Origin of the sequence: Marichromatium sp. AB32 (assembly GCF_003718675.1) — a bacterium.
GTDB classification, from domain to species: Bacteria; Pseudomonadota; Gammaproteobacteria; order Chromatiales; family Chromatiaceae; genus Marichromatium; species Marichromatium gracile.
The window spans coordinates 13,686-26,905 of record NZ_RHFJ01000019.1 but is presented as its reverse complement, the minus strand read 5'-3'; the positions used below and the strand labels follow the sequence as shown (position 1 = coordinate 26,905).

Annotated in this window: 10 protein-coding genes; 3 read left to right on the top strand and 7 right to left on the bottom strand. The window is 70.1% G+C overall.

The annotated features are described in order from the left end of the window. Positions 1 to 74 precede the first annotated feature (74 nt). A complete protein-coding gene (locus tag EBL85_RS07910; protein ID WP_123142607.1) occupies positions 75 to 698 on the top strand; it encodes a class I SAM-dependent methyltransferase in 624 nt (207 codons plus the stop codon). A 6-nt stretch (positions 699 to 704) separates the two neighbouring features. Here the strand turns inward: EBL85_RS07910 and EBL85_RS07905 are convergent, their stop codons facing one another. From EBL85_RS07905 to EBL85_RS07875, 7 genes are all read right to left on the bottom strand, one after another. Further along, positions 705 to 2,126 carry a PLP-dependent aminotransferase family protein gene (locus EBL85_RS07905; RefSeq protein WP_123142606.1) on the bottom strand — a complete coding sequence of 474 codons (1,422 nt, stop codon included), beginning with the start codon at positions 2,124 to 2,126 and terminating at the stop codon, positions 705 to 707. Between the two features lie 324 nt (positions 2,127 to 2,450). After that, positions 2,451 to 3,362 carry a dTDP-4-dehydrorhamnose reductase gene (gene rfbD, locus EBL85_RS07900; RefSeq protein WP_123142605.1) on the bottom strand — a complete coding sequence of 304 codons (912 nt, stop codon included), beginning with the start codon at positions 3,360 to 3,362 and terminating at the stop codon, positions 2,451 to 2,453. After that, a complete protein-coding gene (gene rfbC, locus EBL85_RS07895) occupies positions 3,359 to 3,922 on the bottom strand; it encodes a dTDP-4-dehydrorhamnose 3,5-epimerase (protein ID WP_123142626.1) in 564 nt (187 codons plus the stop codon). The genes rfbD and rfbC overlap by 4 nt, the downstream gene beginning before the upstream one ends. Beyond that, the gene (gene rfbA, locus EBL85_RS07890) at positions 3,922 to 4,800 is read right to left on the bottom strand and encodes a glucose-1-phosphate thymidylyltransferase RfbA (protein WP_123142604.1); all 879 of its coding nucleotides are present in this window, start codon (positions 4,798 to 4,800) and stop codon (positions 3,922 to 3,924) included. Before rfbA ends, rfbC begins: the two co-directional genes overlap by 1 nt. A 10-nt stretch (positions 4,801 to 4,810) precedes the next feature. After that, the gene (rfbB, locus tag EBL85_RS07885; RefSeq protein ID WP_123139650.1) at positions 4,811 to 5,866 is read right to left on the bottom strand and encodes a dTDP-glucose 4,6-dehydratase; all 1,056 of its coding nucleotides are present in this window, start codon (positions 5,864 to 5,866) and stop codon (positions 4,811 to 4,813) included. Positions 5,867 to 5,888: 22 nt separating this feature from the next. After that, complete coding sequence (gene ssb / locus EBL85_RS07880) at positions 5,889 to 6,464, bottom strand: single-stranded DNA-binding protein (protein ID WP_123142603.1); 576 nt, start codon at positions 6,462 to 6,464, stop codon at positions 5,889 to 5,891. 167 nt (positions 6,465 to 6,631) lie between these two features. Next, positions 6,632 to 8,050: an MFS transporter gene (locus tag EBL85_RS07875; protein ID WP_123142602.1), complete on the bottom strand. Its 1,419-nt coding sequence runs from the start codon at positions 8,048 to 8,050 to the stop codon at positions 6,632 to 6,634. Positions 8,051 to 8,145: 95 nt separating this feature from the next. On the opposite strand from EBL85_RS07875, the gene uvrA reads away from it, so the two are divergent. Together uvrA and recQ are read left to right on the top strand one after the other, a co-directional pair. Continuing rightward, a complete protein-coding gene (uvrA, locus tag EBL85_RS07870; protein WP_123142601.1) occupies positions 8,146 to 10,971 on the top strand; it encodes an excinuclease ABC subunit UvrA in 2,826 nt (941 codons plus the stop codon). Positions 10,972 to 11,029: 58 nt separating this feature from the next. Beyond that, positions 11,030 to 13,216 (top strand): DNA helicase RecQ, encoded by a 2,187-nt coding sequence (gene recQ / locus EBL85_RS07865; protein WP_123142600.1) that lies wholly within the window; start codon positions 11,030 to 11,032, stop codon positions 13,214 to 13,216. The last annotated feature ends 4 nt before the right edge of the window (positions 13,217 to 13,220 follow it).

Genomic DNA, 13,220 nt, shown 5'->3' with positions numbered 1-13,220 from the left:
CATCACCCGGACGCACAAGCACGCGTCCCGAGTCGCGGGAATGCCCGCGCTCGTCCAGCCTCCAGGAGTCCTCGATGAGCGACCACCACGACATCCTCGAACGCGCACTCGCCTCCGGCGACAAGGACGCGATCACCAGCGCCTATCGCGAGTGGGCGGCCAAGTACGACGCCGATCTCACCGGCAAGATGGACTATGTCGCCCCGGCGATCGCCGGGGGATTGCTGATGGAACACCTCGACGACCCGAGCGCCGAGGTGCTCGACGCCGGTTGCGGCACCGGACTCGCTGGCGCTTGCCTCCATCGGGCGGGCTACCGCCTACTCGACGGTCTCGACTACTCGGTCGACATGCTCGAACAGGCCCGCGCCAAGGGCATCTATCGCAGCCTCGACCAGGGCGACCTGACCAGCCGCCTGGCAATCGCCGACGACCGCTACGATGCCGTGCTCTGTGTCGGCACCTTCACCTGTGGCCATGTCGGTCCGCAGGCGCTGCACGAGCTGATTCGCATCACCCGCCCCGGCGGTCACATCTGCTTCACCGTGCGCGACCGCGCCTGGGCAGAGGACGACTACGCCCGCGAGATCGCCGCGATCACCGACGCCGGGCGGTGGCAGGAGATCGAGACCCGCACCACCGACTATATCCGCGAGGAGGGCTCGCAGGGTCAGGTCTGTCTCTACCGCGTCGCCTGATCGCCCTCAGTCGCCGGCCAGCTCGCGCGCCAGCGCGCCGAGCCGGCGCAGCGCCCGTTCCACCGCCGGGGTCCAGGGCACCGCGGCATTGAGCCGCAGACAGTCGCGATACTTGCCGCTGGCCGAGAACATCGGCCCCGGGGCGATGCTGATCCCCTCGCGATGGGCGCGCGCGTGCAGCGCCATGCTGTCGATCCCCGCCGGCAGCTGCAGCCACAGCAGGAAACCGCCGCTCGGTCGCGTCACCCGGGTGCCGGGCGGGAAGTGACGCTCGACGGCATGACGCATCCGCCCCACCGCCAGCGCAAACCCCGCGCTGACCTCGCGCAGATGACGCAGATAGGCACCGCTGGCGAGCAGCTCGGCGAGGGCGAGCTGGAGCACCGAAGGTGCGGCCAGGTTGGTGGCGTACTTGAGGAATTCGATGCGCTCGAACTCGACGCCCGGCGCGACCCAGCCCACCCGCATCCCCGGCGACAGGGTCTTGGAGAAGGAGCCGCAGTAGATCACCCGCCCCTCCCGGTCATAACACTTGGCGGTGTCCGGGCGCACACCCGAAAAGGCCAGATCGCCGTAGATGTCGTCCTCGATCAGCGCCACCCCATGAGCGGCCAGCAGCTCGCTCAGGGCACGCTTGCGCGCGCTCGAGAGCACCGCGCCGAGCGGGTTGCTGAAGTTGGTGGTGACGATACAGGCGGCCACCGACCACTGCTCCAGGGCGAAACCGAGCGCCTCCAGGCTGATGCCCTGGGCCGGATCGGTGGGGATCTCCAGCGCCTGCAGCCCGAGCGCATCGAGCGCCTGCAGCAGCCCGTAGTAGGTCGGTGACTCCACCGCCACCACGTCGCCGGGACGGGTGAGCGCGCGCAACGCCAGCGTCACCGCCTCCAGACAACCGCTGGTGATCAGCAGCGCGTCCGGGTGCAAGGGGGTACCGTGTGCGCTCAGGTGGCGGGCGACCTGGCGACGCAATGCCTCGAGTCCGGGCGGGAAGGCGCAGTCGATCGCCGCGTCGGGATAGCGCCGGTAGGCGCTGGCCACCGCCCGCGCCAGCGCCTTGCGCGGCAACAGTCGGGGATCGGGCACCGCCGCGCCGAGCTGGACGAAGGCCGGGTCGTTGGCCGCCTGCAGCAGCCGCAACACCATGTCCTGCCCGCGCACCGGCGCCGGTGCCGGGGGTGGCGTCGAGATCGCCGGCTGGGCCGAGCGGGTCGGCGCCTGCACGTAATAGCCCGAACGTGCCCGCGCCCGCACCCGCCCCTGCGCCTCGAGCCGGTGCAGCGCCTCGAGCACGGTGCCGATACTCACCTCGAACTCGCGTGCCAGCCGGCGTACCCCGGGCAGCCGCTCGCCCGGGCGGTAGAGCCCGTCGCGCATCCGCGCCTCCAGCGCGCCGGCGATCTCGGCATAGCGATAGGATGTCGACATAACAGGTACAGTTTCCCGACAACCGACCGGTACAGATGGCGCGAGAGCGACAACTGTATCGGTCATTTTCCTTGGATTTGTCTCTGTGCCCGCCGCAGCGTGCCGCCTAGCCTAATGACTCGCAAGCTTAGGCAGGAGGAACACGGGATGTCGACATCGAAGGGACGACAGGCGTTGGGATGGTTCGCAGCGCTCGCGGCACTGCTCGCCATCGTCGCGCTGGGCACGGAGATCGGCCCGCCAGTGGCCGGGGAGGCAAGCCCCACGTGCCGCGCCTGTCCCTGAGCAGTGTCCGGCGGGCGATGCCGCCGCCGGAACGGTGGCTCAGTCGAGCTCCTCGAGACACTGCGCCAGCGAGTCGCGCCAGTGCGGCATCGCCAGCCCGAAGGTGCGCTCGAAGTGACCGTTGTCGAGCACCGAGTAGGCCGGACGCGGCGCCGGCGCGGGATACTCCGAGGAGGGGATCGGGGTGAGGTTGCAGCCCTCGCCACAGGCCTCGAGGATGGCGCAGGCGAAGCCGTACCAGCTCACCTCGCCGCCGCCGGTGAGGTGATAGAGACCGCCGACCTCGTCGAGGTCGAGCTCGCCGCGCAGCACCCGGTAGAGCACCTGGGCGGTCATCTCGGCGAGCATCCGGCTCCAGGTCGGCGAACCGATCTGGTCGTCGACCACGCGCAGCTCGTCGCGCTCGGCGAACAGCCGGCGCATGGTCAGCAGGAAGTTCGCGCCGCGCGCGCCATAGACCCAGCTGGTGCGGAACACCAGGGCGCGGGCGCCGGCGTCGAGCAAGGCGCGCTCGCCGGCGAGCTTGGTCTCGCCGTAGACGTTGAGCGGATCGGGCTGGTCATCCTCGGTGTAGGGACGCCCGAGGGTGCCGGAGAAGACGAAGTCGGTCGAGTAGTGCACCACCGGGACGGCGCGCTTGGCGAGCAGCACGCCGAGTTCACCGACGGCATCGGCGTTGATCCGCTGGGCGCTGTCGCGGTCCTGTTCGGCGCGATCGACCGCGGTGTAGGCCGCGGCGTTGATCACCGCGTCGGGACGCGCCTCGTCGACCAGCCGCGCCAGCGATTTCGGGTCCATCAGATCGATGGTCGGCCCGTATTCGCCCTCGAGCGAGGCGGCCACCACCTCGCCCAGCCCGGCGAGGGTGCGACGCAGCTCCCAGCCGACCTGGCCGTTGGCGCCGATCAGCAGCAGGCGTGGACGCTCGGGGGTCTGGTGTTTGTGACTCATGCGTAATCCTCGTAGCCGGGGAGACGATCCGCCGGGATATCGGCCAGACAGCGCGCCGCGCCGTCCTTCTGCGACAGCGACGGCGCGCCCTCGAGCGGCCATTCGATACCGATCGCGGGGTCGTCCCAACGGACGCTGAACTCGGTCTCGGGACTGTAGTAGTCGGTGTTCTTGTAGACGAACAGGGCATGCTCGCCGGTCACCGCGAAGCCGTGGGCGAAGCCCGGCGGCACCCAGAACTGGCGCTTGTTCTCGCCCGAGAGGGTCACCCCGGTCCAGCGGCCGAAGTGCGGCGAGCCGCGGCGGATGTCGACGGCGACGTCGAACACCTCGCCCTCGAGCACCTGTACCAGCTTGCCCTGGGCGTGCGGGTGCTGCACGTGCAGGCCGCGCAGCACGCCGTGGGTCGAATAGGACTGGTTGTCCTGCACCAGCGGCGGGATGCCGAATTCGGCATAGCGGTTGGCGCGATAGGTCTCCAGGAAGTAGCCGCGCGCGTCCCCGAACACCTTGGGTTCGAGGATCAGCACGCCCGGCAGTTCGGTCTCGATCACCTGCATCATTGCACCCGTTTCAGCAGTCCCAACAGATACTCGCCATAGCCGCTCTTGCGCAGCGCCTCACCGGTGGCGCGCAGGGCCGCGGCGTCGATCCAGCCGTTGAGATAGGCGACCTCCTCCGGACAGCAGATCTTCAGCCCCTGGCGCTTCTCGATGGTCTCGATGTACTGCCCGGCCTGCATCAGCGACTCGTGGGTGCCGGTGTCGAGCCAGGCGGTACCGCGACCGATGCGATCGAGATAGAGCTCGCCGTGCTCGAGATAGCGCGAGTTGAGATCGGTGATCTCGAGCTCGCCGCGCGCCGAGGGACGCAGCGTGCGCGCCAGCTCGCAGACCTTGCCGTCGTAGAAATAGATCCCGGTCACCGCCCAGTTGGATTTGGGGTCGGTGGGTTTCTCCTCCAGCCCGATCACCCGGCCATCGCCGTCGAACTCGGCCACGCCGTAGCGCTCGGGATCGGAGACGTAGTAGCCGAACACCGTCGCCCCCGACTCGCGGGCGCTCGCCGCCTTGAGCTGATTGACCAGACCGTGACCGTAGAAGATGTTGTCGCCGAGGATCAGGCAGCTGGGGTCGCCGGCGATGAACTCCTCGCCGATCAGGAAGGCCTGCGCCAGTCCGTCCGGGCTCGGCTGCTCGGCGTAGGAGAGCTTGATGCCCCACTGACTGCCGTCGTCGAGCAGCGCGCGAAAGTGCGGCAGATCGCGCGGGGTGGAGATGATCAGGATGTCGCGAATCCCCGCCAGCATCAGCGTCGCCAGCGGGTAGTAGATCATCGGCTTGTCGTAGACCGGCAACAATTGCTTGCTGAGGGTCCGGGTGAGCGGATAGAGACGGGTGCCGGATCCGCCGGCGAGGATGATTCCCTTTCTGTTCATGCGTCGCTCCTCAGTTGTCGGCACCACCGAGACGCTCGCCGCGATAGCTGCCGTCGGTCACCCGTGCGCACCACTCAGGGTGGCCGAGATACCACTCGAGGGTGCGCCGCAGCCCGCTCTCGAAGGTCTCCTGCGGCGTCCAACCGAGCTCGCGCCGGAGCTTGGAGGCGTCGATCGCATAGCGACGGTCGTGACCGGGGCGGTCCTTGACGAAGGTCTTGAGCGCGGCGTGGGGGCGGTGCGGGGCGTCGGGCAGCAGCTCGTCGAGCAGCGCGCAGAGGGTATCGACCACCTCCAGGTTGGTGCGCTCGCTGTTGCCGCCGACGTTGTAGACCTCGCCCGGGGTACCGGCCTCGAGCACCCGCCAGATCGCCCGGCAGTGGTCCTCGACGAAGAGCCAGTCGCGCACGTTGCCGCCGTCGCCGTAGATCGGCAGCGACTCGCCGCGGCTGGCCTTGAGGATCATCAGCGGGATCAGTTTCTCGGGGAACTGATAGGGCCCGTAGTTGTTCGAGCAGTTGGTGGTGAGCACCGGCAGGCCGTAGGTGTGGAACCAGGCGCGTACCAGGTGATCGGAGCCGGCCTTGCTCGCCGAGTAGGGCGAGTTGGGGGCATAGGGCGTGGTCTCGGTGAAGGCCCCGGTGGGGCCGAGCGAACCATAGACCTCGTCGGTGGAGACATGGAGGAAGCGGAAGCCCTCCGGCTCGCCGCGCTCGGCCCAGTAGGCGCGCGCGCTCTCGAGCAGATTGAAGGTGCCGACCAGGTTGGTCTGCACGAAGTCGCCGGGGCCGTCGATCGAGCGATCGACATGGCTCTCGGCGGCGAAGTTGACCACCGCGTCGACCTGATGCTCGCGCAGCAACCGCGAGACCAGCTCGCGGTCGCCGATGTCGCCCTGCACGAAATGATGACGCGGCTCGTCCCCGAGGTCGGCGAGCGAGTCGAGGTTGCCGGCATAGGTCAGCAGATCGAGGTTGACCACCCGGACATCGGACTGGGCGAGCGCGAGGCGCACGAAGTTGCTACCGATGAAACCGGCACCACCGGTGACGAGCAGGGTCTGCATGGATCTCTCCTTGAGGTTCGGATCAGAACGGGATGTCGTCGTCGAAGTCCGCCCCGCCGCCGAACCCGCCCGCGGGTGCACCACCCGAGGGTGCGCCGCCGCTGCCACCGCCGGCATAGCCGCCACCGGAGTAGCCACCGCCCTGGGGCGCGGCCTGAGCCCCCCCCTGGCGGGCGCCGCCCTGGGGCGCGCCGCGCGGCGGCTCGTCGTCGAAGGGCGCGGAGCTGCCGTAGCCGCTGCCACCGCCGGCGCGACCATCGAGCATCTGCATGGTACCGCTGATGTCGACCACCACCTCGGTGGTATAGCGGTCCTGGCCGTCCTGGCCCTGCCACTTGCGGGTACGCAGCTTGCCCTCGATATAGACCTTCGAGCCCTTGCGCAGATACTGCTTGGCGACCTCGGCGACCTTGCCGAAGATGGCCACGTTGTGCCATTCGGTGCGCTCGCGGGTCTCGCCGGTGGCGCGGTCGCGCCAGCTCTCGCTGGTGGCCAGACGCAGGTTGGCCACGGCGTCGCCGCTGGGCATGTAGCGGATCTCGGGGTCGGCCCCGAGGTTGCCGATCAGGATCACCTTGTTGACACCACGTGTCGCCATCTCTTCCTCCCGCCTGACGCGGCGCGCCGGGCGTGTTGCATTCGTTTCGAGTGATACAGGAGGATCGACGCGCGCCCGTCCCCGGGCGGCACCGATCCGATATTCGGTTCGTCTCCGTCGTCACCGCCGCGGGCGATGACCCTGCGGGGCCTGCGCGGGGTCGGATCTCAGGCGCCGGCCGAAAGGGTCTGCAATCTTGCCCAATCGAGTCGACGACTGTCCACCTTCAGGTAGGCCACGCCCTCGTCGAGCGCCACCACCGCCTCGCGCACCCCGGGCTCGGCGAGCAGCCGCCGCTCCAGCGCCGCCGCATCCCCCGCCCCCGGCGCCAGCGTCAGCACCCGCCGCCCCAGGTCCTCGGGCATGCGCATCCCCGCCACCAGCGCGACCCAGGCCAGCGACACCAGCACACCGACCAGATAGACGGCATCCGGGCCGAAGCGCTCGTGTGCCCAGCCGCCGAGCACGCCACCGAGGAAGGCGCCGACGAACTGGGCGCTGGAGAACACCCCCATGGCGGTGCCCTTGGCACCGGCGCGCGCGCTCTTCGAGACCAGCGAGGGCAGCACCGCCTCGAGCAGGTTGAAGATGGTGAAGACCACCACCAGCAGCGCGCCGAGCACCCACAGCGACTGCCCGAACAGGGCGAAGCCGAGCATCGCCGCGCCGAGCGCGATCACCGAGCCGAGCAGCACCCCGCGCGCCTGACCACGGCGCTCGGCGAGGACGATGAAGGGCACCATCGCCGGGATCGCCAACAGCACCACCGGCAGGTACAGCCGCCAGTGCGAGGCCGCCTCCAGCCCCGCCGCCTCGACCGAGAGCGGCAGCACCACGAACAGGCTGACCATGGTCAGGTGCAACATGAAGATCGCCAGATCGAGCCGCAGCAGGGTCGGGTTGGCGAGCACCCCGCGCAGCTGATCGAGCGCCGGCTGGGCGTCGCGATGGAGCTGCGAGCGCTCGGGATCGGGCACCAGGGTGTAGAGCAACACCATCCCCGCCACCGCCAGCACCGCGGTGAGCCAGAAGATGCCCGAGACCCCGATCCAGCGCGCCAGCACCGGGCCGAGCACCAGCGCCGCGGCAAAGGACAGCGCCACGCTGATGCCGATGGCGGCCATGCCCTTGGTGCGCACCTCCTCGCGGGTGAGATCGGCGGTCAGCGCGATGATCGCCGCGGCGATCGCACCGCTGCCCTGCAGCACCCGACCGACGATCACCCAGTGGATGCTGTCGGCCAGCGCCGCCACCACGCTGCCGGCGGCAAACAGCAGCAGACCGCCGAGGATCACCGGCTTGCGCCCGATGCGATCGGAGAGCAGCCCGAGCGGGATCTGCAGCAGCGCCTGGGTCAACCCGTAGGCGCCGATCGCCAGCCCGATCAGCAGCGGGGTGGCGCCACTGAGCTCGTGCGCATAGAGCGCGAACACCGGCAGGATCATGAACAGACCCAGCATCCGGGTGGAGAAGATGGCGGCGAGTCCGGCGGCGGCGCGCCGTTCGGTGGGTGAGAGGGGCGGGCTCGGTATCTCTGTCTGGCTCACGGCCGCTGGCCTTTGCTTCTGGTACGCGAAGCTTCGCATAATAGCAGTTTGCCCCGGGCCGGCGCAGGCCGGACCATCGGCGCGACGGCGATCGCGTCGCCCGCCATCGACATCGAGACCTCTGCGGCCAGCCCATGGACACCATCCGCATCCGCGGCGCACGCACCCACAACCTCAAGGGGATCGACCTCGATCTGCCGCGCGAGCGGCTGATCGTCTTCACCGGGCTATCGGGCTCGGGCAAGTCCTCACTCGCCTTCGACACCCTCTACGCCGAGGGTCAGCGGCGCTATGTCGAGTCGCTCTCGGCCTATGCCCGGCAATTCCTCTCGGTGATGGACAAACCCGACGTCGACCACATCGAGGGGCTCTCGCCGGCGATCTCGATCGAGCAGAAGACCACCTCGCACAACCCGCGCTCGACCGTCGGCACCATCACCGAGATCTACGACTATCTGCGCCTGCTCTTCGCCCGCGCCGGCGAGCCGCGCTGCCCCACCCACGGCGTGGCGCTCGCCGCCCAGACGGTCAGCCAGATGGTCGATCAGGTGCTCGCCCGCCCCGAGGGCGAGCGGCTGATGCTGCTCGCCCCGGTGGTGCGCAACCGCAAGGGCGACCACCAGCGCCTGCTCGGCGAGCTGCACGCCCAGGGCTTCGTGCGCGCGCTGATCGACGGTGCCATCCACGAGCTCGACGCACTGCCGGCGCTCGATGCCAAGCGCCGACACGACATCGCCCTGGTGGTCGATCGCTTCCGCGTGCGCGCCGACCTCGCCAGCCGTCTGGCCGAGTCCTTCGAGACCGCGCTGGCGCTCACCGAGGGCGTCGCCAGCCTCGTCGCCCTCGACGCGCCCAATCAGCCGTTGCTCACCTTCTCGGCCAACTTCGCCTGCCCGCACTGCGGCTACAGCATCACCGAGCTCGAACCCCGCGCCTTCTCCTTCAACAACCCCGCCGGCGCCTGCCCGGAGTGCGACGGTCTCGGCATCGAGCAGTTCTTCGACCCCGACAAGGTCGTGATCCACCCCGAGCTGAGCCTCGCCGGCGGCGCGGTGCGCGGCTGGGACCGGCGCAACGCCTATTACTTCGGGCTGATCCGCGCGCTCGGCGCGCACTACGGGTTCGACGTCGAGACCCCCTGGCGCGAGCTGCCCGAGACGGTGCGCGAGCGGGTGCTGTTCGGCAGCGGCGAGGAGCGCATTCGCGTACGCCTGCCCAACGAGCGCGGCCCGGGGCGCGAGCGCCCCTTCGAGGGGGTGATCCGCAACATGGAGCGGCGCTACCGCGAGACCGAGTCGAACACCGTGCGCGAGGAGCTGGCGCGCTATCTCTCCCACCAGCCCTGCCCCGCCTGTCAGGGCTCGCGACTCAACCAGGCGGCGCGTCACGTCTTTCTCGGCGAGTACAACCTGCCGGCGCTGACCGCGCTGCCGGTGGGCGAGTCGCTGCGCTTCTTCGAAGGGCTCAGGCTCGCCGGCGCACGCGGCGAGATCGGCGCCAAGGTGATCGACGAGATCGCCACCCGGCTGCGCTTCCTGGTCGATGTCGGACTCGACTACCTCACCCTCGAGCGCAGCGCCGACACCCTCTCCGGCGGCGAGGCCCAGCGCATCCGCCTGGCCAGCCAGATCGGCGCCGGGCTGGTCGGGGTGCTCTACATCCTCGACGAGCCCTCGATCGGGCTGCACCAGCGCGACAACGCCCGGCTGCTGCGCACCCTCACCCATCTGCGCGACCTCGGCAACACCGTGATCGTGGTCGAACACGACGAGGACGCGATCCGCGCCGCCGACCAGGTCGTCGACCTCGGCCCCGGCGCCGGCACCCACGGCGGTCGGGTGATCGCCCAGGGCAGCGCCGCGGAGATCGCCGATGATCCCGCCTCGCTCACCGGACGCTATCTCAGCGGCGCCGAGCGCATCGCCATCCCGACACAGCGCCACCCCCCCGACCCCGAGCGCCAGCTGCGCATCCTCGGCGCGCGCGGCAACAACCTGCGCGCGGTCGATGTCGCCATCCCGGTCGGCACCCTGTGCTGCGTCACCGGGGTGTCGGGCTCGGGTAAGTCGACGCTGATCAACGACACCCTCTACCCGGTCGCCGCGCGTCACTTCAACGGCGCCAGCCTGCGCCCGCGCCCGCACGGCGCGATCGAGGGGCTGGAGCACTTCGACAAGGTCATCGACATCGACCAGAGCCCGATCGGGCGCACCCCGCGCTCCAACCCGGCGACCTATACCGGGCTGTTCAACATGGTGCGCGAGCTGTTCGCCAGCGTCCCCGAGGCGCGTGCCCGGGGCTATGGCCCGGGGCGCTTCAGCTTCAACGTCAAGGGCGGACGCTGCGAGGCGTGCAAGGGCGACGGGCTGATCCGCGTCGAGATGCACTTCCTCCCCGACGTCTATGTCCAGTGCGACACCTGCCAGGGCCGACGCTACAACCGCGAGACCCTGGAGATCCGCTACAAGGGCAAGCGCATCGACGAGGTGCTCGACCTCACCATCGCCGAGGCGCTGGAGTTCTTCGCCGCCATCCCGCTGATCCAGCGCCGGTTGCAGACCCTGGTCGACGTCGGCCTCGCCTATGTCCGCCTCGGTCAGAGCGCCACCACCCTCTCCGGCGGCGAGGCGCAGCGCGTCAAGCTCAGTCGCGAGCTGGCCAAACGCGGCAGCGGGCGCACCCTCTACATCCTCGACGAGCCGACCACCGGGCTGCACTTCCACGACGTGCGCCAGCTGCTCGAGGTGCTCCACCGGCTGCGCGACCAGGGCAACACCGTGGTGGTGATCGAGCACAACCTCGACGTCATCAAGACCGCCGACTGGATCATCGACCTCGGCCCCGAGGGCGGCGACAAGGGCGGCGAGATCGTCGCCACCGGCAACCCCGAGGCGATCGCCGCCGAACCGCGCTCGCACACCGGGCGCTTCCTCGCCCCGCTGCTCGCGCGCGGCTGGTAGCCGAGACCCGCTTCACACGACGCCGGCACACCGAGGCCGGCGAGGAGTCCATTCCCAGGTGCAAGAGACACCCCTGCAGATCCTCAACCGCGTCTTCGGCTACGAGCGCTTCCGCGGCGATCAGGCCGAGATCATCGACCGCCTGCTCGACGGCGACGATGCGCTGGTACTGATGCCCACCGGCGGCGGCAAGTCGCTGTGCTATCAGATCCCGGCGCTGCTGCGCCCCGGCACCGCCATCGTGGTCTCGCCGCTGATCGCGTTGATGCAGGATCAGGTCGACGCGATGCGCCAGCTCGGCGTCGCCGCCGCCTATCTCAACTCATCCCTCGACCCGGAGGCGGCGCAGGGCGTCGAGGAGGCGCTGCGCGCAGGCACCCTGGATCTGCTCTACGTCGCCCCCGAGCGGCTGCTCACCGAGCGCTTCCTCGCTCTGCTCGGCGAGGCGCGCATCGCGCTCTTCGCCATCGACGAGGCGCACTGCGTCTCGCAGTGGGGGCACGACTTCCGCCCCGAGTACATCCAGCTCGGGCTGCTCCACACGCGCTGGCCCGAGGTGCCGCGCATCGCCCTCACCGCCACCGCCGATGCGCCCACCCGCGCCGAGATCGTCTCGCGCCTGGGGTTGGAGCGGGCGCACCAGTTCGTCTCCAGCTTCGACCGCCCGAACATCCGCTACCGGGTGGTGGAGAAGGCCAACCCGCGCCAGCAGCTGCTCGACTTCCTCCGCCGCGAACACCCCCAGGACGCCGGCATCGTCTACTGTCTGTCGCGCAAGCGCGTCGAGGAGACCGCCGCCTTCCTCGCCGCCGAGGGCTTCACCGCCCTGCCCTATCACGCCGGGCTCGCCGCCGAGCAGCGCCGCGCCCATCAGGCCCGCTTCCTGCGCGAGGAGGCGGTGGTGATGGTCGCCACCATCGCCTTCGGCATGGGCATCGACAAGCCCGACGTGCGCTTCGTCGCCCATCTCGACCTGCCCAAGAGCCTCGAGTCCTATTACCAGGAGACCGGCCGCGCCGGGCGCGACGGCCTGCCCGCCGATGCCTGGATGACCTACGGCATCGGTGACCTGGTCACCCTCAGACGGATCATCGAGGACTCCGAGGCCGACGAACGCTTCAAGCGCATCGAGCGACAGAAGCTCGACGGCATGCTCGGCTACTGCGAGACCATCGCCTGTCGCCGTCAGGTGCTGCTCGAGTACTTCGGCGAGCACCTCGCCGAGCCCTGCGGCAACTGCGACACCTGTCTCGAGCCGGTCGACACCTGGGACGGCACCGAGGCCGCGCGCAAGGCGCTCTCGTGCATCTATCGCACCGGCCAGCGCTTCGGCAGCGCCTATCTCACCGACGTGCTGCTCGGCAAGGACAACGAGCGCATCCGCCGCTTCGGTCACGACCGGGTGAGTACCCACGGCATCGGCCAGGAACTCGGCGCGGCGCAGTGGCGCTCGGTCTATCGCCAGCTGGTCGCCGCCGGGCTGGTCGAGGTCGACCACCAGGGCCACGGCGCGCTGCGCCTCACCGAGCGCAGCCGCCCGCTGCTGCGCGGCGAGGCCCGCATCGAGCTGCGCCGCGACCCCGAGCCGCGACGCGCCCAGCGCGCCCGCCAAGGCGCCGTCGAGACCGCGCCGCGCGACGCCGAGGCCCAGGCGCTGTGGGAGGCGCTGCGCGGCCATCGTCGCGAACTGGCCCAGGCCAACAACGTCCCGGCCTATGTGATCTTCAACGACGTTACCCTGCAGGAGCTGCTCGCCCACCGCCCGCGCGATCTCGACGAACTCGCACGCATCAGCGGGCTCGGCGAGGCCAAGCTCGAACGCTTCGGCGCCGGACTGCTCGCCGTGCTCGGGGCCCATGCCGCCGAACACGGCCGCCCCGAGGGCACCGCTGCGCCGCCACCGCGCGCCACGCCCCGGCCCCGCGCACCGCGCGGGCTCGGCGACAGCGAGCGCGAGACCCTGACGCTGGTGCGCACCGGCGCCGATGTTGCCACCATCGCCGCGCGCCGCGGTCTCAAGCCGCGCACCATCCACGGTCATCTCGCCCGCGCGGTGGCCGCCGGCGAGCTCGACGCGGCCACCGCCACCGGGCTCGACGCGGCCAGCCTGAAGCGCATCGAGACGGCCTTCGCCGCGCTGCCCGAGAACGCCATCAGCCCGCTGCGCGCGCTCCACGAGGCCCTCGGCGGTGAGTTCGACTACGGCGTGCTGCAGTGCGTGCGCGCCGCCCTGGAGCGTGATTGATCCG